This window comes from Cryobacterium cryoconiti, assembly GCF_004403065.1.
Taxonomy (GTDB): domain Bacteria; phylum Actinomycetota; class Actinomycetes; order Actinomycetales; family Microbacteriaceae; genus Cryobacterium; species Cryobacterium cryoconiti.
On the sequence record NZ_SOHA01000027.1, the window covers coordinates 17,809 to 42,287 of the forward strand.

Genomic DNA, 24,479 nt, shown 5'->3' on the forward strand with positions numbered 1-24,479 from the left:
TCCGGTGGTCGAGCCTGTCGAGACCCGCCCCCGCTCACAGCAGGCTCCGCAGCAGGCTCGCCAGGGCGTCGATCCCGGCCACGCAATCATCCACCTCGGCGAATTCCTCCGGAGAGTGCGAGACCCCCGTGGGATTGCGCACGAAAAGCATGGCGCTCGGCACACTCGCCGCAAGCACGCCCGCGTCGTGTCCCGCGCCGGTCGGCAGGGCCGGAACGAGTGCCCCGCCGCCCAGCACCGCCCGGAACCGCCCCACGAGCACCGCGTCGAACGTGACCGTGCCGGTCCAGGATTCCTCGGTGACGGCCACGGAACATCCGTTCACCGTCACGGCCTCGCCGACGGCAGCCTCGATCGCGGTGACCAGGTCGCGGGTCGCGGCGTCGGTCGGCGCCCGGGCGTCGAGCCAGGCGTGCACGGATGACGCGATCACGTTGGTTCCGCCGGGCACCACCTCGAGGCGGCCGACCGTGGCGCGCGCGCCGGGGTGGTTCAGGGCTTCATCCTGTACGGCGACGACCGCGCGGGCGGCTGCCAGCAGCGGGTCGCGGCGGTCGCCCATGAGGGTGGCGCCGGCGTGGTTGCCCTGCCCGGTCACGGTGAGGCGCCAGCGTCCGTGCGCGAGGATCGACGACGCCACGGCCACCGGCCGTCCCAGGTCGATCAGGCCGCGGCCCTGCTCCACGTGCAGTTCGATGAAGAGTCCGATTCGGGCCAGGGCCTCGCGGTCGACGCCGAGGTGCGCCGGGTCGAGCCCCGCCCGGTGGGCGGCCTCCGCGAGGGTCACGCCGTCGGCGTCGACGAGCGCCCGGGCCCGGCCGGCGTCGATCCCGCCGGTCAGTAGCCGCGAGCCCAGGCAGGCGATTCCGAAACGCGAGCCCTCCTCCTCGGCGAAGACGAGCACCGCCAGCGGGCGAGACGGTGTGAAACCGGATGCCCGCAGCCGCGCCACGGCCTCGAGCGCACTGACCACACCGAGGGGTCCGTCGTAGGCGCCGCCGCCGGGAACGGAATCCAGGTGGCTGCCGGTGACCACGGCATCCGGCCCCGGCTCGCCCCACCAGGCCCAGAGGTTGCCGTTGCGGTCTGTCTCGACGCCGAGGCCGAGTCGTTCGGCGCGCTCGGTGAACCAGGCGCGCAGCTCGAGGTCGGGGCCCTGCCAGAGGTGCCGGGAGTAGCCGCCGCGGCGGGCATCCCGGCCGGTGTCCGCGATCTCGGCGAGCCCGGCGAGCGTGCCGTGGGCGAGCTCGCTCATGCGCGGGCCCCGCTCACTGCGACCCCTCACACAGTAAACGGGGGCGCTGGAGCGGCAGGCCCGACATGCCAGGACTCCCGCTCATTCAGACTCCCACATGGGCACGCGCAGGCCGCGTTCGCGGGCCACCTCCTCGGCCCGCTCATACCCGGCGTCGACGTGTCGCATGACCCCGGTGCCGGGGTCGTTGGTGAGCACCCGCGCGATCTTCTCGGCGGCGAGGGGGGTGCCGTCGGCCACGATCACCTGGCCGGCGTGGATGCTGCGGCCGATCCCGACACCGCCGCCGTGGTGGATCGACACCCAGGTAGCGCCGGAGGCGGTGTTCAGCAGTGCGTTCAGCAACGGCCAGTCGGCGATCGCATCCGAACCGTCTTTCATGCCCTCGGTCTCCCGGTAGGGCGAGGCGACCGAGCCGGAGTCGAGGTGGTCCCGGCCGATCACGATCGGGGCGCTGAGCTCGCCCGACGCCACCATCTCGTTGAACTTGAGGCCGGCCAGGTGCCGTTCCTGGTAGCCGAGCCAGCAGATCCGGGCCGGAAGACCCTCGAAGTGCACGGTGTCCTGCGCCTTCGTGATCCAGCGGCGCAGGTGCTCGTCGCCGGGGAACAGCTCCACGATGGCCGTGTCGGTGGCGGCGATGTCGGCCGGGTCGCCCGAGAGCGCCACCCAGCGGAACGGCCCCTTGCCCTCGGCGAACAGGGGGCGGATGTACGCGGGCACGAACCCGGGGAAGTCGAACGCCCGGGTGCAGCCGCCGAGCTCCGCCTCCGCCCGGATCGAGTTGCCGTAGTCGAAGACCTCCGCGCCGGCATCCTGGAATCCCACCATCGCCGTGACCTGCCGGGCCATGGATGCGCGGGCCCGCTCGGTGAACTCCGCCGGGTCCGCGTCGGCGAGGGCATGCCATTCCTTCACAGTCACGCCCTCCGGCAGGTAGGCCAGCGGGTCGTGCGCGCTGGTCTGGTCGGTGACGATGTCGATCGGCACCCGGCGCTCCAACAGCTCGGTGAACACGGTCGCCGCGTTGCCGACCACGCCCACCGAGAGGGCGCGTTTCTCGGTCTTCGCCTGGATCACCCGGGCGACGGCGGCGTCGAGGTCGGGCGCCAGCTCATCGAGGTACCCGTGCTCGACCCGGCGCCGCAGCCGGGACTCGTCGACGTCGACGATCAACACGGCGCCGTCGTTCATGGTCACGGCCAGCGGCTGCGCGCCGCCCATGCCGCCGGCCCCGCCGGTCAGGGTGAGGGTGCCGGCCAGGGTCCCACCGAACCTCTTCGCGGCCACGGCGGCGAAGGTCTCATAGGTGCCCTGCAGGATGCCCTGCGTGCCGATGTAGATCCACGAGCCCGCCGTCATCTGGCCGTACATCGTCAGGCCGAGGGCCTCCAGGCGCCGGAACTCCGGCCAGGTGGCCCAGTCGCCGACCAGGTTGGAGTTGGCGATCAGCACGCGCGGCGCCCACTCGTGCGTGCGGAACACGCCCACCGGCTTGCCGGACTGAACGAGCAGCGTCTCGTCCTTCTCCAGCGTGGTGAGGGTGCGCACGATGGCGTCGTAGGCCTCCCAGTTGCGGGCGGCCTTGCCCGTTCCGCCGTAGACCACGAGGTTCTCCGGGTGTTCGGCCACCTCGGGGTCGAGGTTGTTCATCAGCATCCGCAGCGGCCCCTCGGTCTGCCAGCTCTTCGCGGTCAACTCGGTGCCGCGGGCGGCGCGCACGGGGCGGGATTTCGACATCGGTGTCTCCTTGCGGGTTCGGGGCGTTCGGGGGTGCGGGTGCTTGTGTGGTTGGTCAGTTCGAGGGGACGGCGGGAACGGTGCGGCCGAGTCCGGCCGAGACCTGCGCGGCGGCGTTCGCCAGCAGCGGGCCGTAGCGACGGATGTCCGCGGGCTCCACCCGGTAGCTCGGGATGACCAGGCTCAGGGCGGCGACCGTTCTCGCTTCCGAGCGGATCGGCGCGGCCAGGGCCGTGACATCCGTTTCGACGCCGCGCTCGACGACCAGGTAGCCGGCGTCGGGGGTGTGGCCGGTGAGAACCTGCCCGGCCGCCGAGCGCTCCAACGGCACGGTGCGGCCGACCCAGCTCGCGTGCCGCACCGAGTGGGTGCCCTCGACGATGGCGATGTACAGCCCGGTGGCGCCGTGGCCCTCGATGCTGAGGTAGACGGATTCGCCGGTCTCGGCCACCAGCCGTTCCATCGACGGGCGTGCGAGGGTGACCAGCGACTCGCTGCTGAGCGACTGCGCGCCGAGTTGGATGATGCGGCTGCCCGGCCGATAGGCGCCGTCGTCGGCCTTCTGCACGAAGCCGCGGGTCTCGAGGGTGCGCAGCAGGCGCAGCGCGGTACTCGGGGCAAGGTCGACCGCGCGGGAGCTCTCCGAGAGCGTGAGGCCGTCGGCGTCGCAGATCACGGCGAGCAGGTCGAGGGCACGCTCCACGGTGCGGGTGGATGACTCGGCCATGGTTGCGCTCCCGGTGCTCGTTCTGGTGTCACCCAGTAAAACGCACTTGCCATCTAATGGCAAGAATCAGCAGGAAAATCCCTGCGCATCGCTCTCCGTCGGTCAACCGACGAGTTTGGGGGGTGCGCGTGCCGTCGCACCCCTCAAAGCTGTCGGTTCACGGCCGGTGCCGGGGTGCGCGCGGGATAATCAGGGATGACATCTGCGCTGCTGGCCCTCGGGGCCGAGGAGTACGTTCTCCTGACCACGTTCCGCAAGACCGGTGACCCGGTGAAGACCCCGGTCTGGATCGTGCCGGGCACCGACCGGTTGCTCGTCTCGACGGGTGGCGCGAGCGGCAAGGTCAAGCGGCTCCGGCATACCGCCCGGATCGAGCTGACCCCTTGCCATGCGCGGGGCGCCGTCCGGGCGGGAGCCGTGACGGTCGCCGCCCAGGCGCTGGTGCACAGCGACGCCGACACGCTCGCCGCCCTGGACGCGGCGCTGCTGGCGAAGTACGGCCTGAAGTATCGGGCCTTCCGTGCGGCTCAGCGCCTGCGCCGCTCGACGGACGATTCGGTGGCGCTGGTCATCACGGCGTCCTAGCCGCCTTGGGTGTGGGTGACGGATGCCGCGGCATCCGTCACCGGATGGCTCACTCGAACCGTACGCCGCGCTGCAGCAGGAACGGCTGCGGGTCGACGGCGGCGCCGTTCACCCGCACCTCGAAGTGCAGGTGACAGCCGGTGGAGGCGCCGGTGCTGCCGACGCTTGCGATGACCTGCCCGGCGATGACGCTCTCGCCCACGCTGACGACGGTCTGGCCCTCGGCCAGGTGTGCATAGCCGGTGGCGGCTCCGTTGCCGTGGTCGATCAGGATCCAGTTGCCGTAGGTGCCCAGCCGTTCGGCGGCGGCCACGACCCCGGCGCTCGCCGCGTAGACGGCCGCCCCGCACTCCGCTGCGATGTCGGTGCCACCGTGGAACTCGTTCACTCCAGGCAGCGGGCGATCGGGTCGGGGGCCGAAGCCATCCGACAGGGAGCCGTGAGCGGGTGCGGCCCAGCCCTGGTTGCCGGGCTGACCGCGGAGCAGGTCGTCGTCGTCGTCGTCGCTGCCGGCAACGACCGTCGGTTCCGGTTCCGGCAGCGGCGTGAGGGAGAGGGCGACCGGTGTGCTCGCGGCGAGATCGGCCACCTCGGCGATGGCCGCATCCAGTTGCTGCTGAGCCTCTTCCATGGCGAGGCGGGTGTCGGCGAGCGGGATGGCCTCGATCGTCGACCGTAGTGCGGCATCCTGGTCCTGCAGGGTCTTCTCGCGCCTGGTATCGGCGTCGACGCGGGCCTTCACCTCGTCGAGGCTGTTCGTGAGCCGGTCAAGAGTGTCGATTGTGGCCAGTCCGGCGAGCAGGTCGTTGCCCGTGCGGTCGCCGGCGAGCAACACGTCCATGGCGTCGGGGGCCGACTGCTGCAGGGTTGCGCGCACGAGTGTGGCCAGTGCCCGGCGCGATGCCTCTGCCCTGGCCGCCGCGGCCGCGCCGAGGCCGCGCACGAGGTCTGCCTGCACCACCGTGGCGTCGTAGTCTGCTCTGGTCGTGGCGTAGATGAGTTTCGCGGCGTCGTAGGTGTCCTGGGCACGACTTTGCAGAGTCAGCGCGGCGCTGTAGGCGGCAGCGTGTTGGGCTCGGGCCTGGTCGGCGGCGGTTTGTTCAGCCGCACGGCGGTCAGCAGTGGCAGCGGCCTTCGCGGCGGCAGCCCGTGCGGCGGCAGCCTGCGCGGCGGGCGCCTCGGCTGAGGTGTCCCGCTGCGCGACGGGCGGCTCGGCGGTCGGCGCCGGCCCTTTCGTCGCGGGAGGGACTGCCGGCGCCGGCGGGGGAGCGGTCGTGGGCGGTGCCGGGGGAGTCGAGGGGCCGGGTGTCGGCGTGGCGTCCGGGGTCGGCGTCGGAGTAAGAGTCGGAGCCGGAGCCGGAGCCGGAGTGGGAGAGGGAGTGGGCGTCGGCGTCGGCTCCAGGGTCGGAACCGGCGTGGGCTCCAAAGTCGGAACCGGCGTGGGCTCCAAAGTCGGAACCGGCGTGGGCGTCGGCTCCAGAGTGGGAGCCGGAGTGGGGGCTGGAAGCTGTGTCGGCTCCGGAGAGGGGGCAGGTTCAGGTGGCGCCGGGGTGGGCGCGGCCGACGGGGCTGGGCCGATTTCGGGGCCGGTCGGCGTTGCCGGACCCTCTGGGGGATTCGTATCCGTCACGACCTCGACCCCCGGGACCGACGACGTATCGTCGGCCAGGGCCGGTTGCGGCACTCCGACGAGTGCAAGGGCGACGATCAGGATCGACGCCAGGGCGAGCGTCGGACGACGACCGGCAGGCGCAATCAGTCGACGGGTGGGTCGATGAGCTCTCAGGGTGAAGTTCATGAGCCAGAACGATCCGTTTTCAAGGGGTGGACGAACAGGTCGACGGCGTCGGCGGGTGACATCATGACATGGGCTCCGAGGGTCGACAAGCGGTGGCAGCGTCGCCCGCTCGGGATGGCGGAAAGCATGTCAGGCTTCGATCCGGACACGGCGCAGGAAGGCGTCGAGAACGTGTTCTGCTTCCCGGAGAGACGCTTGCACCAGCCGGTCCGCGTGCGGGTACGAGGCTCCGAATGGCGTGGCACGACGATGCTGATCGTGCAGCATCAGCAGGGCCGCGAGCACAGTGGAGAACTCGCCGTCGGCCGTGGCCTGAAGGAGCCTGACCTGCGCGGCGCGCAGAACGTCACCTGGTGCGCAACCGAGCTCTCGATCGAGGGCCAGGCGGAAGCTCTCGTAGGCCTGCAGCCCCTCGGCGGGCCGGCCGGCCTGTTCCAGCCCCAGAATCAGGGCTGTCCAGGCGTGCTCGTTGAGTGGGTCGTCGCCCAGCGCCAGCTGCGCCCAGCCCACAGCCTCCTCAGCCAGGTTGAGCTCGGCAGCCGATTCGGCGGCCATGATCCGGGCTGCTGTCACGCGGGCGGAATGCAGGGCGCGCTCCTCGGCGGCCCAGAGCGGGAGCAGCTCGTCCCCGAGCAGCGGGGCGGTCGCCAGCGCCAGTGCCTGGCGCAGCATCGGCAGTCTTTCCGCGGCAGCGGACTGCTGCGCGTGCCGATACAGGGTGTCGAACCGGTCCAGGTCGAGTTCGACGAATGACCGCTCGATCACGTAGCCGCCGTTCACGGTTTGAAACGGACCGGTTCTGCCGCTTCCGGGTTGAAGGTGCCGGCGCAACACGCACACGTAGCTCTCCAGGGTCGGCAGGGCTTCAGCCGGCGGATGTCCCTCCCAGAGGAGTTCGATCAATCGCTCCTTGGAGATGGGGCGCCCGAGTCGGAGGAGGAGGATCTCCAGTACCTGACGGGGTTTGGGGCCGCCCAGGTCGTGGGCGCCGAGGACGGTGCCGTTTCGGTCCACGCGGAGGGTGCCGAGCAGGCGAATCGTGAGGGGTGTGGTGGCGAGCAGTTGCATGGGGAGCGGATCGTCTGATGGCCCGGGTGAGCCGTGGGTTTGTTCCATGACGGCCTCCAGCTGATGGATTGACCTTCATCGTCATCACACCGACGGGGGGCGGTAAGCCGCAGTTGGGGGGACCGCCATTCCCCAAAATTGGGGGGTGTCGGATTCGCGCACCCACGCCGTCTGGCGACAGTCGAGCCGGCGGCGGAGTTCTCAAGAAATCCACAAGGTGGCCGCCACATCCTGCAACTCCCATCACTTTCAAGAGGCAGGTGTGTCATGAAACTTCCCGAGAGCCAGAACGGCGCCGCCAACAATCGATCCACTGGGTTCCTGCGTCGAGAACGAGCGTCGGGCCAGGTTCCCGCCGCATCCGCAGCCCGCACCTTCTCCCGATCCGTCCGGGCGCTGGCGGCAGGAACAGCAATGGCGCTGTTCGCCACCCTCGGACTGTCCACGACGGCGATGACCGCCGCCGCAGCCCCGGTCGGCCAGGGATTCACGGTCACCGCGGCCGACCTCGCCTACATTCTCAAGCAGATCAAGATTTCCGAGGCCCACGTCGCCAACACCACGTCGGCCACCGGTCCCTGCGGTGCTCTCGTCGGCACGGGGGCCAACCAGGTTCCGGATGCCCTGACGTCCTACGGGCTCCGCACCGTGGACGGTTCCTGCAACAACCTGCTCCCCGGGCGGGAGACCTACGGTGCCGCGGACGAGGTGTTCACCCGGCTGACCACCCCGGTCTTCAGCGCGGCGGAGGCCAACCCGCCCCTCTTCGGGCCCCCGGCAGCGTCGTCCTACCAATCGACGTCCGGAAATGTCTTCGACAGCCAGCCGCGTTCGATCAGCAACCTGATCGTTGACCAGACCTCGACCAACCCGGCGGCGGTCGCCGCGGCCGGCACGCCCGTGCGCACCCAGGGCAACCTCGGGATCGTGCCGTGCACCACCGACCCCCAGCCGCTGGCCGACCCTGCCGTCGACGGCGTCCCGGCGGGGTGCGTGCCGTCCGGGGACACCCTGTTCATCCCCAACGTCACCACCGACGTCGGCCTCTCGCCGCCGTACAACTCCCTGTTCACCCTCTTCGGCCAGTTCTTCGACCACGGTGTCGACCAGACCGTCAAGGGCGGTGGAACGGTCTTCGTGCCACTCAACGAGGATGACCCGCTGCGGACCAAGGGTCCGGACGGCATCGCCGGAAACGGCGACGAGGTGCCGGCCAACCAGGCCTTCATGGTCCTGACCCGCGGCCAGAACCAGCCCGGCGCTGACGGCGTCCTGGGCACCGGCGACGATGTGCGCGACGCGGACAACACCGACTCGCCCTTCGTCGACCAATCTCAGACCTACACGTCCCACGCCTCCCACCAGGTATTCCTGCGGGAATACACCAACAACGTCGACGGCTTGCCGGTGTCCACCGGGAAGCTCCTCGGCGGGCCGGCCGGTCCCACCGCCGGCGGCATGGCCACGTGGGCCACGGTCAAGGCGCAGGCCCGGAATCTCCTCGGACTGGACCTTGCGGACCAGGACGTCACCAACATCCCCCTGATGGCGGTCGACCCCTACGGCAAGTTCATTCCCGGCCCGGTCAGCGGACTCCCGCAGTATGCGACCGAGACAGGTCTGGTCGAGGGCAACCTCGCGGCCCCGGTGCCGGTGCCCGCCAACGCGCTGCACTTCAACACCCCGTTCCTGACCGACATCGCGCACAACGCTGAGCCCAAGGCGGGCCTCGTGCCCGACGGGGACTCCACGGCCTCGGCCGACTTCGCCAGCCAGCCGGCCGGCACCTACGACAACGAGATGCTGGATGCGCACTTCGCGGCCGGTGATGGACGCGTGAACGAGAACATCGGGCTCACCGCCATTCACCAGGTTTTCCACTCCGAGCACGACCGCCTGGCCGAGGAGTTCAAGACCACCCTCACCAACGACACGTCCACCAAGGGTGTTGCGGCGCTGGCCGAATGGAAGCTGGCCGCGGGCGCGAACGGCTGGAACGGTGAACGACTGTTCCAGGCTGCTCGGTTCGTGACCGAGATGGAGTACCAGCACCTGGTGTTCGAGGAATTCGGACGCAAGATTCAGCCGGCCATCCAACCCTTCCTCTCGTACAACACCGACGTCAACCCGGCCGTCACGGCGGAGTTCGCCCACGCGGTCTACCGCTTCGGTCACTCGATGCTGACCGAGACGATTTCCCGCACCAACTCGGACGGAACCGACAACTCCATCTCCCTGCTGGAGGGCTTCCTGAATCCGCCGTCCTACACCGACGGCGGTAGCGCAGGCTCCCTCACCTCCGAACAGGCGGCCGGCAGTGTGATCATGGGCATGAGCGACCAGGTCGGCAACGAACTCGATGAGTTCGTGACCGACACCCTCCGCAGCAACCTGCTCGGTCTGCCCCTGGACCTCGCGGCGATCAACATGACCCGTGCCCGGTCGGAGGGCGTCCCCCCGCTGAACGAGGTGCGGCGCCAGATCAACGAGGTCACGAGCGACGGCCAGCTGGCCCCGTATACCAGCTGGGCCGACTTCGGGCAGAACCTCAAGCACCCGGAATCGCTGACCAACTTCGTGGCGGCCTACGGCACCTACCCGACCGTCACCGCCGAATCGACGCTGGCCGGCAAACGGGCGGCAGCCACGGCGATCGTCGACCCAGGCCCGGGCATCTCACCTACCGCCGACGCGCTGGACTTCATGAACAGTGCGGGGCCCTGGGCCGGCCAGGAGACCGGCCTGAACAAAGTTGATCTCTGGGTCGGTGGACTCGCCGAGAAGACGAACCTCTTCGGCGGCCTCCTCGGCAGCACGTTCAACTACGTGTTCGAGAACCAGATGACCGACCTGCAGAACGGTGACCGTTTCTACTACCTGGTGCGCACCCCCGGCATGAACCTGCGGGCCGCACTCGAGGGCAACTCGTTCGCCGAGATGATCATGCGCAACACCGACGCGCACACCTTGAAAGCGGATGCGTTCGCAACGGCCGACTGCAAGTTCCAGCTGGGAAATCTGGCCGGGACCGAAGCGGGATATCTCGCCTCCGGGCCGGCCGTGACCGATGACCCGGCCTCAGAATGCAACGAGGGCGCGCTGCTCCTGCGCAAGCCGGACGGCACGATCCAGTACCGGGCCATCAACTCTGAGGACCCGTCCGGCATCAACGGCCAGGGCGTCTACAACGGCACCGCTGGAGTCGACCGGGTCGCCGGCGGCAACGACAACGACACCGTCCTCGGCAACGAGGGCGACGACGTGATCGACGGCCAGGGCGGCGATGACGTCGTTCTCGGCGGCGAGGGCAACGACCGGATCACCGACTCCGCCGGTGACGACGTGCCGAAGGGCGGTCCGGGCAACGACTACATCAACGCCGGTATCGGCCTCGATATCCTGATGCCCGGTGACGGCAAGGACTTCACCCTCGGTGGCGGCAACGACAACGAGACCTTCGCCGGCGAGGGCGACGACTTCGCTCATGCGGGTGACGGTAACGACGTCGTGTTCGGCGACGGCGGCGACGACTGGATCCAGGGCGGATCGGGCATCGACCTGCTGATCGGTGACCACGGGGCGCCGTTCTTCGACGACCCGGCCCAGACCAAGCCCGGCAACGACGTTTTCGTCGGCCAGTCCGGCGCGAACGATTACGACGGTGAGGGCGGCGACGACATCATGTCGTCGAACGCGACCATCGACCGGTACGCTGCGGCCGCCGGGTTCGACTGGGTCATCCACCAGTACGACACGGTGGCGGCCGACGACGACATGATGATCAACAACAACCTGGTGGGCGTCCCGCTCCCGGTCGTGGTCAACCGCGACCGGTGGCAGGAGACGGAGGCCAACTCCGGCTCCCGGTTCAACGACGTCATCCGCGGTGACGACGCAGTGCCCAGCACCGTCGGTGGTGCCGGCTTCAGCGGCTGCGACGTGCTCGACCAGGCCGGCATCGACCGCATCAGCGGTCTGGGAGCCATCCTCCCAGTGCCGAGCACACCGCTCGGACCCGTGGAAGCGGCATCCGCGATGGGTGCCTGCCCGCTCGAGGGCCCCGTCTGGGGCGATGGCAACATCCTCCTCGGCGGTCTCGGCGGCGACACTCTTGAGGGTCGCGGCGGCGACGACGTCATCGACGGCGACCGGTACCTGCGGGTGCGGATCAGTGTTCGAGACGGCGCCGGCACCGAGATCGGCAGCACCGAGCTGATGGAACGTCCCTACCAGGCCGGCAACACGCGCACCCTGGCAGCGGATGTCGCATCCGGCGTCATCGACCCCGGCAATCTGGTCGTGATGCGCGAGATCGTCTCCCCGACTGCGGCCGAGACCGCCGGCCAGATCGACTCGGCCGTGTTCTCCGATGTGGCCGCGAACTACACCGTGACGACCGTCGGAGGAGCCCTCGGCTCTCCCGGAGCCGTCACGACCGTGGTGCACAACGGGGCTGGCCAGAACGGCACCGACACCCTGCGCAACGTGGAACGACTGCTGTTCTCCGACAGTGTGGTCCCCGGTGTTCCCACCATCGGCCCCGCGGTCGCCGGCAACGCGCAGGCCACAGTGAGCTGGACCGCATCCGCTGTCGGCGTTCCCACCGGCTTCCTGGTGCGGGTGCTCGACGCGGCCGGGGCCCCGGTCGGTGTCGACCGGGTGGTCGTGGCCGGTCAGACCAGCCTGATCGTGACCGGTCTGACCAACGGCTCCAGCTACACCTTCCAGGTGGCGGCGACCAACGAATTGGGCACGAGCGCATTCTCGGCTCCGTCCAACGCGGTGACACCGCTCGTGCCGCCGGCCGTAGCCGGAGCACCCACCATAGGAACCCCGACAGCCGGCGTCGCCTCGGCGACCGTCAACTGGACCGCCCCTGCCGCCAACGGCGGATCGGCGATCACCGGATACTCGGTGCGGGTGTTCTCCGGAACCACACTGGTTCGCACCCAGGCGGTCACCGGAAACGTCGGAACGGTCGTGGTGGCCGGTCTCACCAACGGAACGGCGTACACGTTCGACGTGGCGGCGGTCAACGCGGCGGGAACGAGCGCCTTCTCGGCTCGCTCCGTGGCGGTGACTCCGCGAACGGAGTTCGTCGCACCCACCGTGACGACTCGGACGCCGGCCTCCGGCGCCCGTGCGGTTAGCCAGACCGCGAATCTGAGTGCAACATTCAGTGAACCGGTCACGGGAGTCAACGGCACGAGGTTCGTGCTGCGGCTCGGCGCCACGGTGATCCCCGCCGTGGTGACCTACAACGCGGCGACCCGGGTGGCGACTCTGAACCCGAACGCGACGCTGGCGGCCGACACGACCTATACGGCCACCCTCTCGGGCGTGACCGACACGGCGGGCAATACGATGACGGCCAGCTCCTGGACCTTCATCACCGGCCCGGCACCGACCATCACCTCGATGAATCCCGCACCGGGAGTCACCGGGATCGCGCGCGACCGGAACGTGGTTGTGGGCTTCAGTGAAGCCATCACCGGCGTCACCGCGACGACGGTGCGGATCACCCGGGTCTCGAACGGATCCGTGGTCGCAGGCACGATCACGCTGACGAACGCGAACCGACGCCTGACGATCAACCCGAACGCCACGCTGCTGGCCAACACCCGGTACCGCGTCACCATCACCGGTGGCACGGGCGCTGTGCGGGACCTGGCCGGCAACCCGCTCGCCACCCGCACCTGGGTGTTCACGACCCGCTAGGCACCACCCCCTCAACCGGCCGGCGGCGCATCCACTGGTCGCCGGCCGGTTGTCCCCCTCTCACCCAACTCGCGTAGCCGCAGGGAGAGATCATGACCACACGCAGGGAAGTTCTTCAACTGGGAGCCCTCGGCGCTCTCGGAATCGTCGGCACGAAAGGTGGCGACGACACACCGGACCCGGCTGTGCCGCTTCAGACCACGAGCCTGCTGGCTGCGCAGAACATGCCCGTTCCCTACGCGGGCGTCTTTCGCCGGCCGCCGGAGCTGGTGCCCTATGAAACCGGCTTCGATGATGGGGACCCGGCACGGCCCTACGAACGCTTCGCCCTCACCCAGAAACTCGGTCAGGCCCAGCTGGTTCCCGGCCTGTCGACGACGATCGCCGGTTACAACGGGATCTTTCCCGGCCCGACCATCCGTGCGCGTCAGGGAACGCGCACCGAGGTGCGCATTCGCAACGGCCTCCCGCAGGCCGGCCTGCTGCATCCGGGCGCCTTCCGCACGGTCACGCACCTGCACGGTTCCGCCTCGCTGCCGCAGTACGACGGCTACGCCAGCGACTTCACCGCGCCCGGCAACGTCAAGAACTATCACTATCCCAACTGGCAGACCGCCCGCACGCTCTGGTACCACGACCACAACCAGCACGTCACGGCCCAGAACGTGTATGCGGGCCTCGCCGGCTTCTATCCGATGGCCGATCGATTCGAGCAGGCCCAACTCCCGCAGGGGGAATACGACGTGCCGCTGATGGTGTCGGATGCCATGTTCAAGGCCGACGGGTCGCTCGGCTACAACGACAACGGCCGTAAGGGTCTGTGGGGCGATGTCATCCTGGTCAACGGGGTGCCCTGGCCGACGATGAAGGTCAAGCCACGGATCTACCGGTTCCGGATGCTGGTCGCGTCCATAGCCCGCTCCTATCGCCCCACCCTGTCAACCCGCGACCCGGTGTACATCGTCGGAACGGATGCGGGCATGGTGCCCGTCGTCCAGGCTGTCCAGTCCTGGCGGCAGGGCACGGCCGAACGGTATGAGGTGCTGATCGACTTCCGCAAGTACCGCGCGGGACAGCTGATCGAACTCCGCAACCTGAGCAACAAGAACAACATCGACTTCGCCAACACCAACAAGATCATGCGATTCGAGGTCGTGGCGGATTCCGGCCCTGCGTCGCTGAACCGTATCCCCAGCACGCTGGACGACGGTGGCGCCTTGAACCCGGCTCGCGGTGGAGTGGCGACCATGAGCCTTCAGCCGGCAATGGCCAAGGCCAAGCGGAGCCTCACGGTGGATCGGACCGGGGGTGAGTGGTCGATCAACGGCGTGACCTGGGCCGATGTCGAAAAGTCCGGCTACTCCAGGTTGTTCGGCAACCCGCAGCCCTACGACATCGAGGAGTGGACGCTGATCAATGCGTCGGGTGGTTGGTTCCATCCGCTTCATGTGCACCTGGTCGACGCGAAAATCATCGGCCGCAACACGAATCGTGGGAAACCGTTCGCGTGGGAGAACGGACCCAAGGACGTCGTCTACCTCGGAGAGAACGAATCAGCGACAATTCTGACGCAATTCGACACCGGCCCCGGCGCGGGCGGCCGCTACATGATCCACTGTCACAATCTGGTCCACGAGGACCACGACATGATGGTGCAGTTCGCGGTCGGCGACTGGCGGGTCAACGATCCCGTCACCACGGACCCGCCCGTGCCGGACACCACCCCTCTCGGCTCCTTCCCGCCGGCCTACCGGCCTGGCTATCCGGCGGGATATTGACATGTCTGCGGTTTTGAGGCCGGTCGCGGTCGTGCTGCTGGTCATCGGGTTGACCGGCTGCTCGACCGTTGCCCAACCTGGCCTCAAATCGGAGCCGCCGGCCGGCACCGCGGTGCTGGCCGGCGAGCCGGGAGCGGACCTCGGAAACGGACGCCCCGCGGTGACCTTCGACGGCTTGATGGTGCGTCGACGGGTCGTGGTCGCCATCCGCCCCCGGGAGAGCGCAGATCTGGTGTCGCTCCGCGGGCAGCTGGATCAGGCGGCGCACCGCCTTGGGCTGTCCCTGGCGGATATCTCACCCACGGTGCTCGACGCCGACGTGCTGGAAGAGCTGGGGCCGCAGTTGGTCGTCACGCTTCCCGAGGGCGGCACCGTCGACGATGCCGGACGCCTGATCGACCTGACCCCGTCGTTCGGCGGAGCGTTTCCGGATGCCGTCCAATTCCAGATCGGTCCAGTGCTGGTCCATGACCTCCGATTCGCGGTGCGCACGGCTGATCCGCGGACGCTTCGAGAGGCGATCGAACGGGAAGGGATCCTCGCGGACGCGCTCGGCACCTATTCCAGCACCACGGGAACCGAGGAACTGCGGATCGACTACACCGGTCCGCTGCTCAGCGACGACCTGATCCAGTCGATCCGGGCGGGGATCGCGGGTCCGGCGCGGTCCGAGCCGGGCGACGTCTCCGTGTCACCGCGATCGACCGAGGGGGACGGAGTGCAGATGGAGTCGGAGCCGCCACCCGGTTCCGCACCGCCGCTGACGCCCCATGGCCACACCGGAGGTTAGGCGCGATCGACTGCAGCGACAATGCGGGTTCCGTGACCGACCCGCGACGCGATCTCCAGGGTGCCGCCGGTCACGAGGATGGTGTCCCGGATGATCCGCAGACCGACATGCCCGTCCGGGGGGTCGGCCTCCGGATCGAAACCGCAGCCATCGTCTCGGATGGACAGCTCGATGCGGTCGGCATCCTGCTCCACAGAGAGTTCAAGGCTCTGTGCCCCGGCATGCGTCATCGCGTTGGTGAGCGCTTCCCGGGCGACCCGGTACAGGATGGCCGATCGATCTCGGTCGAGGTCCAGGCGATCCGGAAGGTGGAGCCGCACCTCGATTCCGCGCTCCGTCAGTGGATCGGCAAGGCGCCGTAACCCTTCGATCAGGCCGAGTTGCTCCAGGCCGGGTGGGTAGAGTTCTCCGGTCATAGCTCGCAGGGTGCTCACATTGCGTTGCAGGATCACGCGGGCTCGAATGATCAGAGAACGTCGTGCGCCGGATTCGAGCTTGTCCTCCGCTTCCAGTGCATAGGAGAGCCCCGCCAGGTCCTGGATGACCTCGTCGTGCAGGTCGCGCGCGATGCGCCGGCGTTCCAGATCCGAGGCCCGGATCGCGTGCTGGAGCAGCTGCCGCCTGGACGCCTGGTCCACCTGGATTCTGCGGGCGAGTCGGATCGCGGGCGGCAGTTGCGCCAGTTGCAGCACCATGAGGGCCAGCAGGAAGGCCGGGGTCATGCTGAGGAGCAGGCTGGCCTGCTCGTCGTGCACCGTCTGGTCATCGAAGTAGGCCTCGAACATCAGCGGGCGACCGGCGGCGTCCACAGCCCGCACATAGATCTCCACCAGCTCGCCCGAATCAGCCTCGTGGTCATTGTCCAGGCCATCCTGGAGTTCGAGGGAGGCACGCTCGGCCCCGCCGGCCAACAGGGGGCCGCTCCAGCGAGGAATGTCAAAGGTGCGCCCGATCAGGGACGGGACGTCGGAGTAGAGCACGCGGCCCTGCGGATTCCACACCTTGATGCGCACGATCGATTTGTCGGCCAGCCAGGGGGCCACCCGGCTGTCGATTAATTTCAGCGCCGCCGGGTCTCCGGCGATGACCTCGTCCGTGATCAGCGGTCCCACGGTGTAGTCGGCCAGGTGATGGGTGATCACGGTGGCGTCGTCGAGGGTATGGTTCTCCGCCTGCGCCCGAATCCAGAGCGCAACCGGGACGGACACGGAGATCAGAACGAGCAGGCCGATCATCAGAAAGCGGGAGACGGCGGAACGTACCTCGGACTTCTCCGCCGCAGTGGCGCCGTCGGGGTGGCGGAAATCCCAGGCACGGGCGGCCGGCCTCGGCATCCGTGCCCGGCTACGCACGGTCCCGAACCATCACAAGCCCGAGTCGCGACGCGGTGACGACCGCCTCGAGCTGGGTATGAGCCTCCAGCTTCGCGAGGATGGTCTTCACGTAGCCGCGGCAGGTGTTCTCGGAGATGCCGAGTGCGAGCGCATTGGCCTTCACGTCACTGCCCGCGGCCATCAACTGGAGCACGTCCAGTTCACGCCGGGTCAGCGACGCGGCGGCCAGGGCATTTTCGTGCAGCCGACGCCGGGCGCTGAGCTGTGCCACGAGGGAGGGGTGCACCAGGAAGGTGCCGTTGCGGGCGTGCCGGAGAGTGTCCAGCAGGCCGGCGAGAGACCCGTCCTTGGGGAGGAAAGCGCAGACTCCGATGGCGGCGGCCTGCTCGATCGTTTCGGGGGTCGGGTCGCCGGTCAGCATCACGATTCGGGTGGACGGTGTCCGGGCCAGGATGCGTGCCGCGGCGGAAAGGCCGCTGCCGTCAGGCAGGTGGAAGTCCATCACGACAAGGTCGGGAGACAGGCTTTCGGTCAGCTCGATTGCGCTCCGCGCGCTACGGGTCGTGCCGACCGTGCACAGGTCCGGTTCCCGGTCGAGGGCGCCGAGCAGGAGTTCGGTGAAGGTGGTGTGGTCGTCGACGATGAGGACGCGGATCATGGTTCTCCGATGAGTTCCAAAGCTGACATCTGCGTCGACAGGTGCTCGGGTGCCCCGCCTGTGCAGGTGATCAGGCTTTCAGTATGCTCGCGACCGCGACTGCCGTCCAGCCTCATTCGGGGGGGGGTAGCCGGGATCGTGATTGCGTGCCGCGGCCGCGGCCGCCTGCCCGGGCCGAGGGCCGTGGGCGGATGCCCGCGCGGCAGCTCAGGCGAGAGGCCCCGTGACACCCGCCGCCGCATCCCGCACGGCACCCGTTGCCACGAGATCCACGATCGCCTCGATCTCGGGGGAGAGGAACCGGTCGTGGCCGGGGCCGGCGGCAACCGTGCGCACGAGGTTCCGCACCGCATCGGTGGCCGGGCCGGGAACCAGCGGCATGCGCAGGTCGAGCGAGCGTGCGGCCGTCATCACCTCGATCGCGAGCACCCGGCCGAGCCCGTCGATCGAACGCCGCAGCTTTCGGGCGGCCGCCCAGCCCATGGACACGTGGTCCTCCTGCATGGCCGACGACGGGATCGAGTCGACGGATGCCGGCACCGCCAGCCGCTTGAGCTCCGACACGATCCCGGCGGCGGTGTACTGGGCGATCATCAGCCCCGAATCGACGCCGACCTCGTGGGCCAGGAACGGCGGAAGCCCCTTGTTGCGGGTGGCGTCGAGGTGCCGGTCGGTGCGCCGCTCGCTCATGCCGGCGACATCCGCAGCACTGATGGCGAGGAAGTCGAGCACGTAGCCCACCGGGGCGCCGTGGAAGTTGCCGTTGGAGCGCACCCGGCCGTCGAGCGTGACCACGGGGTTGTCCACCGCGCTGGCCAGTTCCCGACCGGCGATCAGGGCGGCGTGGTCCATCGTGTCGCGGGCCGCGCCGTGCACCTGCGGGGCGCAGCGCAGTGAGTAGGCGTCCTGCACGGTGGGGTCGTCGGGGCCGGCGTGGCTGGCGAGCAGGGGAGAGCCGGCCAGCAGTGCGCGCAGATTGGCCGCGCTCCGGGCCTGGCCGAGCTGGGGACGAAGAGCCTGCAGGTCGGCGGCGAAGGCGGCATCCGTGCCGAGGAGGGCCTCGACGCTCATGGCGGCGGCGACGTCGGCGGTCGTGAGCAGGCTGGACAGGTCGGCGAGGGCGAGCACGAGCATGCCGAGCATGCCGTCGGTGCCGTTGATCAGGGCGAGTCCCTCCTTCTCGGCGAGCACGACGGGCTCGATGCCGGCCGCTGCCAGGGCTTCGCCGCCGCCCAGCAGGGTGCCGGACGCATCCCGCACCCGGCCCTCACCCATCACCGCGAGCGCGCAGTGTGCCAGCGGCGCGAGGTCGCCCGAGCAGCCGAGCGAGCCGTATTCGTGCACGACGGGGGTGATGCCGGCGTTGAGCAGAGCCGCGTAGGTCTCGGCGACGACGGGCCGCACGCCGGTGCGCCCGGTCATCAGGGTTGAGAGGCGCAGCAGCATCAGCGCGCGCACCACCTCGCGCTCGACCTCGGGGCCGCTGCCGGCGGCGTGCGAGCGCACCAGGCTCGCCTGCAGTTGGGCGCGGCGGTCGCTTTCGATGAACGTCGTCGCGAGCGCGCCGAAGCCGGTCGAGATGCCGTAGTGCGGGTGCACGTCCTGCGCGAGCCCGTCGATGATGCGGCGGGTTGCGGCGACGCCGTCGAGGGCGTCACGGGCCAGAATGACGGGGGCGTCATGCCGGGCCACCGCGATGACGTCGGCGAACTCGAGTGGGCCGGTGCCCACGGTGACGGATGCTCTGGCGATGTTCATACCTTTGATTCGACACCAGCCGGGTGGTGCGCACGACGGGTTTAGGCTGGGTGCTGTCCGGGATACCGGACAGTTACGGGCCGACGTGGGCCCGCATTGACCACCAGGGGAGCGAGGCGAGCGGATGACCCGGTCGAAGGTTCCGGCGGCGCACGGCACGCTGCGCATCCTCTCGCATCTGGCCACCCAGCGCGGCCCGGTGCCGGCGTCCCAGATCGCCACGACCCTCGGCCTGGCCCGCTCGACCGTCTACGACCTGCTCGCCGTGCTCGCCGACCAGGGATTCGTCGTGCACCTGCCGGAGGAGCGGCGCTACGGCCTGGGCGTGGCCGCCTTCGAGCTGAGCTCGGGCTTCTCCCGGCAGCAGCCGTTGTCGCAGCTGGGCCGTCCACTGGTCGCCGCGCTCGTCGACCGGCTCGGCGAGAGCGCCCACCTCGTGGTGCTGCACGGGCGCGACGTGATCTACCTCGTCGAGGAGCGTGCGCCCCGGCGCCCGTCCCTGGTGACGGATGTCGGCGTGCGCCTCCCGAGCCACCTCACCGCGAGCGGGCGCGCCCTGCTCGCCGCGCTGCCGGCCGCCCAGCTGCGGGCGCTCTACCCCAACGCCGCAGCCTTCGCCGCGCGTGACGGCCGGGGACCCCGCACCGGCACCGAGCTGCGGCGCCTGCTCGAGCAGGTGCGCCGGGACGGGTACGCCCTGGAAGACGGCGAGATCACCGAGGGGATGGCATCCGTCGCCGTGGCCGTGCGCGACCACGCGGGCTGGCCGGCCGCGGGCGTGGCCGTCACCTTTCCGCGGGAGCGCATCCCCGAGGCGGAGTGGCCGGCGCTCGCCGCCCAGCTCGGCGGCACCGCCGCCGAACTCTCCCGACGCATCCGGGGCACGTAGCCCGGCGCTGCACGGCGCTCGCGGCGGGAAGCGGGCGCGGGATAGAACGTGCGCCCGCTTCCGTAACCTGCGCCGAGAGGCAGGGCCGCCGCGGCAGGGGGGGCGCGCTAGGGTTCTGCCATGGCTGTCACCTATCGCACGGTCGCGGAGTTCCTCGTCGCCCAACCGCCCGATCGCCGCGCGGAAATCGAGGTGCTGCGGCAGATCGTGCTCGGGACCAACGGCGAGCTCTCGGAGCACATCAAATGGAATTCGCCGAGCTACGTGTTGAACGGAGTCGACCGGGTGACCGTGAACGCGCACGGAAAGGGCGTGCGCCTGATCCTGCACTGGGGCACCCGGATCGCCGAGGACAGGAGGGCTGCGCACACCTTCGACGGTGATCCGTTCGGGCTTCTGACCTGGCACTCGAACATCCGGGCCAGCGTCAGCGTCGCCGACCTGGCTGACCTTCTGGAGAAGCAGGACCAGATCAGCGACGTCGTGCGCCGCTGGCTCGACGCCGCACGTTAGCTGCCCCGAACCTCCGCGGCGGTGCCCGTCAGCGACATCCCAAGCGCATTCGCTGGCAGCACCAACGGGGGGCCGCGCAGGTCGACGGCGCTCGCGGCGCACCCTGTGGAAGCGGGCGCGGGTTAGAACGTGCGCCCACTTCCGTAACCTGCGCCGCGAGGCGGAACCGCGAGGCGGAACCGCGAGCCCGGGCTGCTGGGGCTACTCGCCGAGCGCCCCGTGCAGGAAGGCGGATACCTTCTCGCGCATCGCGGCGTCAAGGATGCCGATCGAGTGCAGGGTGCCCGGCACCGTGACCAGCTCGTGGTCGATGCCGGTGCGCTCGAGCGCGGCCGCATACCCGGTGGCCTGCGCCAGTGGAATGTACTCTTCGGTCGACGTGCCGAGGAAGACCGGCGGATCGCTGCTGTCGAGCGTGCTGGCCGGCGAGGCTGCTGCGGCTTTCGCGCAGTTCCGCAGCGTGTCGCAGCCGAGGTAGTCGAGCACGATGTTCTGCAAGCCGGCCGGTGCCCGGCCCCTGACCAGGGCCTGGTAGCTGAGGTCGAGGGGCGCGGAGAGTTCGGCGACCGCGGCCACCCGGGCGCCGTCGGTCAGTGACCCCGAGCCGCGGGTGCCGAGCAGCGCGGCGAGGTTGCCGCCGGCGGAACCGCCGAAGACGCCGATCCGATCGGGGTCGATGCCATAGGTCTGTGCGTTGGCGGCAGCGCGGGCCCACTCGACGGCGAGGGCGACGTCGTCGAGGGCGGCGGGGAACACGGCATCCGGAACCAGCCGGTAGTTCACCGAGTAGGCGACGAAACCCTCGGAGGCAAGCCAGGTGCAGACCATTCGCCAGTCCCTGTTGCCCTTGTCGCCCCGGGCCCAGCTGCCGCCGTGGATGGAGATGACGGCCGGGCGCAGCGCTGCCGCCGTTTCCGTCGCTGAGGCCGTTCCCGTCGGCGCCGGATCAGCCGGATCGGCGAGATCGGTCGGAGCCGTCGCGATCGGCGGCGAACACACGTCGAGGGTGAGGACGGCGCCGTCCGCCTGGGTGCCGTATTCGACATCTTCGTCGACCGTGATTCCCTCCGGCCGCTCGAACGTGCGGATGCCGACGATCTGGGTCGTGACCAGCTCGCTGCGCTGGTCGCCGGGTTCGTCGGGCGTCACGGAATACAGTTGCGGGCGGAAGCCGCCGAGGAGGGCCGTCGCGGCGACGGCGATGCCGACTGCGCCGGCAACAGTCACCAAGCGGATGCGACGAGAGCCGAATCGAGGATGGCCTGGGCCGGTGTTCACGTGTGCTCCGAGCTGCGGGGTAGGGCTTCGAGCCTAATTCCTGTCGCGCGCCGCACCGAATCCTCCGGGGGAGGGGTCTCGCCTGGGTCAGTGCGCCGCCGCAGCCGAAGCGGCGTCGGCCTCCTCGGTCTCCGGCAGAATCCGCGGCCGGAGGGCCGCGAGAATGCGGGTGACGTCCATTGCAACCGTCGAGGCAACGCCGAGTGACGTGGCCGGCGCCGAGCCTCGGCGCTCGTCCAATTCGGCCATCAGGTCCTTCAGGGCGGCATCCGCTTCGGCGAAAGCGGTCTGCTCACCATCGTCCGGGTCCCAGTCCTTCAGCAGCGCGGCCAGCGTCTGCAGCGTGCGGCTGAGCGCGGGCCGCATCTCCGGGCGCAACTCGAGCTGGATCGGCAGCCCCCAGACTGCCCCGGCCAGCACCTCGGTCAGGTCGCGCACGTGGAACGTCACATTCTCGAGGGCCGCCAGATCGTCGTAATCCGAACGGAGGTTGCGCTGGTTCGTGCGGGCGCGCGGGTTTCCCTTGCGGCTGTCGTCGGCGTGGCTGACGGCAGCGCGCACGGCGCGGCCGACCGCCACGAGGTCCTGGCTGCGGGAGGCCCAGCCGTCCTGTTCGGGCGGCCAGCTGTCGGCCAGGGCCTCGGCCACCTCCGAGAGGTGGTCGGCCAGGGTGCAGCGAAACCGGGTCAGCTGATGGCCGACGGCTTCCAGCGCCAACGGCGGGAAGAAGACCAGGTTCACGGCGAGGCCGACCAGGATCCCCAGCGTCATCTGCACCAGGTACCCGATCGAATAACCGTCCGCATTCGGCCCGCCGACGATCAGCACGAACAGGGCCGTGACCGGGATGTACTCCCGGTTCGCCCCGAACCACCCGGTGGCCGCGATCACGGCGCCGACGCCTACCGCGAGCGAGATGGTGAACACGTTCGGCTCGCTCAGGATGATGACCAGTCCGGCGAGCAGGATGCCGACGGTGAGGCCGCCGAGGGTCTGCAGGGCGTTCCGTACCGAACTCATCAGAGTCGGGTACATGCTCACCAGCGCGCCCAGCGGGGCGTAATACGGATAGTCGTCCGCGACCCCGGGCAGCAGCGGCGCGATCGTCCACGCGATGGCGACGGCGACGGCGGCCTTGAGCGCCTGGACGATGCGCGGGCTGGTCGCGGTCACGCCCAGCCAGGACGCGGTCGATCGTGCGTGCCGAACACTCGCCTGTGCTGATCTGTGGGCAGTGGCCCGGGCACGGGTCATTGCGCGTCAGCCGGCAGGACCTTGGCGAAGCAGACGCTGAATTCTTCGCCGACGTACTGTCCGAACAGGGGAACCTCCCGGTAGCCGACGCTCCGATAGAAGGCGAGCGCCGCATGGCTCGCCGGCCCGGTCTCCAGTATGATTTCACGGATGCCGCGGGTCGCCGCATCCGCTTCCATCTCGGTCAGCAGGTGGCCGGCCACGCCGTGGCCCCGGGCGTCCGGGTGCACGAACATGCGCTTCAGCTCCGCTGCACCGGGAGGGCCGGCCGCATCGGCCCCGCCCACCAGGGCGGCGATCCCCAGGGCGTGGCCCGCCGCATCCCGCGCCACGTACACGGCTACGCCGGGCTGCTCAAGTTCCTCGACGCTGAGCAGGAAGTTGCTCTCCGGCGGGTACAGGGACTGGGCGTACTCGCCGCTCAGGCGCAGTAATTCGGCGAGTTCCGGCTGCCGCGGGGACTCGATTGAGATGGTGGTCAGCATCAGAACAGAGTAGACGGTGAAGATAAGCCCGTGACATTTCGGCATCAATCAGGTAACGTGGATAAGTCGGCTCTTGACACCGTGTGTTTTTTTGTGTGCGCGGATGGGTTTGTAAGTCAGGATGGGCCGGTTTCCCAGTAATCCGCTGGTGAAAAATCACTGTATGTGAACGGCCCCGGCCATAGACTGCCCGGGTTCTCAGGTTGCGTCGCTGTGCGGCGTTGTTCTGCCATGTACCCAATACAACCCAGGAACACTTCCATGCCTAAGAACTTCGATCCCAAGTACTCCGCCAAGGGCGGACCGTCCAAGGGCGGCAGCAAGAGCCCCGGACACCGCGGCCACAACGCTGCCGAGGGTGCACCCAAGAAGGCCCGTTGGAACGCCGGAGAGCGTGCCGACCGTGCCGCCGGCCGGCCCGCCGGCAATGACCGCCCGGCCTACGGCCAGCGTTCCGAGCGTCCCGCCTACGGCGACCGCCCGAACCGCACCGATCGCCCCTCCACCGGTGGCGCCCCGCGCGGCGACCGCCCCTCCTACAACAGTGACCGTCCCCGCACGGACCGTCCGTCGTACAACAGCGACCGTCCTCGCACGGACCGTCCGTCGTACGGCAACGACCGTCCCCGCACGGATCGTCCCGCCTACAACAATGACCGCGCCCCGCGCACCGATCGCCCGTCGTACAACAGCGACCGTCCTCGCACCGACCGTCCGGCGTACAACAACGACCGTCCGTCTTACGGCAACGACCGTCCTCGCACGGACCGTCCGGCGTACAACAACGACCGTCCGTCCTACGGTGACCGCGCTCCGCGCACGGACCGACCGTCGTACAACAGCGACCGTCC

Annotated in this window: 17 protein-coding genes and 1 pseudogene; 7 read left to right on the plus strand and 11 right to left on the minus strand. The window is 69.4% G+C overall.

What is annotated here, in order from left to right; all coding sequences use genetic code 11:
* Window positions 1–34: 34 nt before the first annotated feature.
* The 3 genes from E3T49_RS08790 to E3T49_RS08800 form a co-directional block, all read right to left on the minus strand.
* On the minus strand, window positions 35–1,255 hold the full coding sequence (locus E3T49_RS08790) for an allantoate amidohydrolase (RefSeq protein ID WP_134424558.1): 1,221 nt from the start codon (window positions 1,253–1,255) through the stop codon (window positions 35–37).
* A gap of 81 nt (window positions 1,256–1,336) precedes the next feature.
* Window positions 1,337–2,995, minus strand: coding sequence for a urocanate hydratase (hutU, locus tag E3T49_RS08795; RefSeq protein WP_134424559.1), 1,659 nt, complete (start codon window positions 2,993–2,995; stop codon window positions 1,337–1,339).
* Between the two features lie 55 nt (window positions 2,996–3,050).
* Window positions 3,051–3,722 (minus strand): IclR family transcriptional regulator, encoded by a 672-nt coding sequence (locus E3T49_RS08800; RefSeq protein ID WP_134424560.1) that lies wholly within the window; start codon window positions 3,720–3,722, stop codon window positions 3,051–3,053.
* A 195-nt stretch (window positions 3,723–3,917) separates the two neighbouring features.
* On the opposite strand from E3T49_RS08800, the gene E3T49_RS08805 reads away from it, so the two are divergent.
* Window positions 3,918–4,307, plus strand: coding sequence for a PPOX class F420-dependent oxidoreductase (locus tag E3T49_RS08805; protein ID WP_134424561.1), 390 nt, complete (start codon window positions 3,918–3,920; stop codon window positions 4,305–4,307).
* Between the two features lie 49 nt (window positions 4,308–4,356).
* Here E3T49_RS08805 and E3T49_RS08810 read toward each other — a convergent pair whose 3' ends face one another.
* Both E3T49_RS08810 and E3T49_RS08815 read right to left on the minus strand, forming a co-directional pair.
* Entirely contained in the window at window positions 4,357–6,105 is a 1,749-nt protein-coding gene (locus E3T49_RS08810; RefSeq protein WP_134424562.1) for a M23 family metallopeptidase, read from the minus strand.
* Window positions 6,106–6,234: 129 nt separating this feature from the next.
* A complete protein-coding gene (locus E3T49_RS08815; protein ID WP_241972725.1) occupies window positions 6,235–7,221 on the minus strand; it encodes an AfsR/SARP family transcriptional regulator in 987 nt (328 codons plus the stop codon).
* A gap of 219 nt (window positions 7,222–7,440) precedes the next feature.
* Between E3T49_RS08815 and E3T49_RS08820 the strand changes: the two genes are divergently transcribed.
* From E3T49_RS08820 to E3T49_RS08830, 3 genes are all read left to right on the plus strand, one after another.
* Entirely contained in the window at window positions 7,441–12,891 is a 5,451-nt protein-coding gene (locus E3T49_RS08820) for a peroxidase family protein (protein ID WP_241972726.1), read from the plus strand.
* A 92-nt stretch (window positions 12,892–12,983) separates the two neighbouring features.
* Complete coding sequence (locus tag E3T49_RS08825; RefSeq protein ID WP_134424563.1) at window positions 12,984–14,669, plus strand: multicopper oxidase family protein; 1,686 nt, start codon at window positions 12,984–12,986, stop codon at window positions 14,667–14,669.
* A gap of 1 nt (window position 14,670) precedes the next feature.
* Window positions 14,671–15,459 (plus strand): hypothetical protein, encoded by a 789-nt coding sequence (locus E3T49_RS08830; protein ID WP_134424564.1) that lies wholly within the window; start codon window positions 14,671–14,673, stop codon window positions 15,457–15,459.
* Here E3T49_RS08830 and E3T49_RS08835 read toward each other — a convergent pair.
* The 3 genes from E3T49_RS08835 to hutH form a co-directional block, all read right to left on the minus strand.
* The gene (locus tag E3T49_RS08835; RefSeq protein ID WP_134424565.1) at window positions 15,456–16,793 is read right to left on the minus strand and encodes a sensor histidine kinase; all 1,338 of its coding nucleotides are present in this window, start codon (window positions 16,791–16,793) and stop codon (window positions 15,456–15,458) included. The genes E3T49_RS08830 and E3T49_RS08835 overlap by 4 nt on opposite strands.
* 10 nt (window positions 16,794–16,803) lie before the next feature.
* The gene (locus E3T49_RS08840) at window positions 16,804–17,451 is read right to left on the minus strand and encodes a response regulator (RefSeq protein ID WP_134424566.1); all 648 of its coding nucleotides are present in this window, start codon (window positions 17,449–17,451) and stop codon (window positions 16,804–16,806) included.
* Window positions 17,452–17,658: 207 nt separating this feature from the next.
* A complete protein-coding gene (gene hutH / locus E3T49_RS08845) occupies window positions 17,659–19,209 on the minus strand; it encodes a histidine ammonia-lyase (protein ID WP_134424567.1) in 1,551 nt (516 codons plus the stop codon).
* 124 nt (window positions 19,210–19,333) lie between these two features.
* Here hutH and E3T49_RS08850 point away from each other — a divergent pair, with 124 nt between their 5' ends.
* Together E3T49_RS08850 and E3T49_RS08855 are read left to right on the plus strand one after the other, a co-directional pair.
* Window positions 19,334–20,098, plus strand: a complete 765-nt coding sequence (locus tag E3T49_RS08850; protein WP_134424568.1) for an IclR family transcriptional regulator — start codon at window positions 19,334–19,336, stop codon at window positions 20,096–20,098.
* 120 nt (window positions 20,099–20,218) lie between these two features.
* Entirely contained in the window at window positions 20,219–20,611 is a 393-nt protein-coding gene (locus E3T49_RS08855; protein WP_134424569.1) for a DUF1801 domain-containing protein, read from the plus strand.
* Window positions 20,612–20,812: 201 nt separating this feature from the next.
* Here E3T49_RS08855 and E3T49_RS08860 read toward each other — a convergent pair whose 3' ends face one another.
* The 3 genes from E3T49_RS08860 to E3T49_RS08870 form a co-directional block, all read right to left on the minus strand.
* Window positions 20,813–21,838, minus strand: a complete 1,026-nt coding sequence (locus tag E3T49_RS08860) for an alpha/beta hydrolase (protein ID WP_166785506.1) — start codon at window positions 21,836–21,838, stop codon at window positions 20,813–20,815.
* Between the two features lie 138 nt (window positions 21,839–21,976).
* Window positions 21,977–23,062 (minus strand): FUSC family protein, encoded by a 1,086-nt coding sequence (locus E3T49_RS08865; RefSeq protein ID WP_241972727.1) that lies wholly within the window; start codon window positions 23,060–23,062, stop codon window positions 21,977–21,979.
* Between the two features lie 77 nt (window positions 23,063–23,139).
* The gene (locus tag E3T49_RS08870) at window positions 23,140–23,628 is read right to left on the minus strand and encodes a GNAT family N-acetyltransferase (protein WP_134424572.1); all 489 of its coding nucleotides are present in this window, start codon (window positions 23,626–23,628) and stop codon (window positions 23,140–23,142) included.
* A 261-nt stretch (window positions 23,629–23,889) separates the two neighbouring features.
* On the opposite strand from E3T49_RS08870, the pseudogene E3T49_RS08875 reads away from it, so the two are divergent.
* Window positions 23,890–24,479: pseudogene (locus tag E3T49_RS08875) on the plus strand (DEAD/DEAH box helicase); the annotation flags it as partial.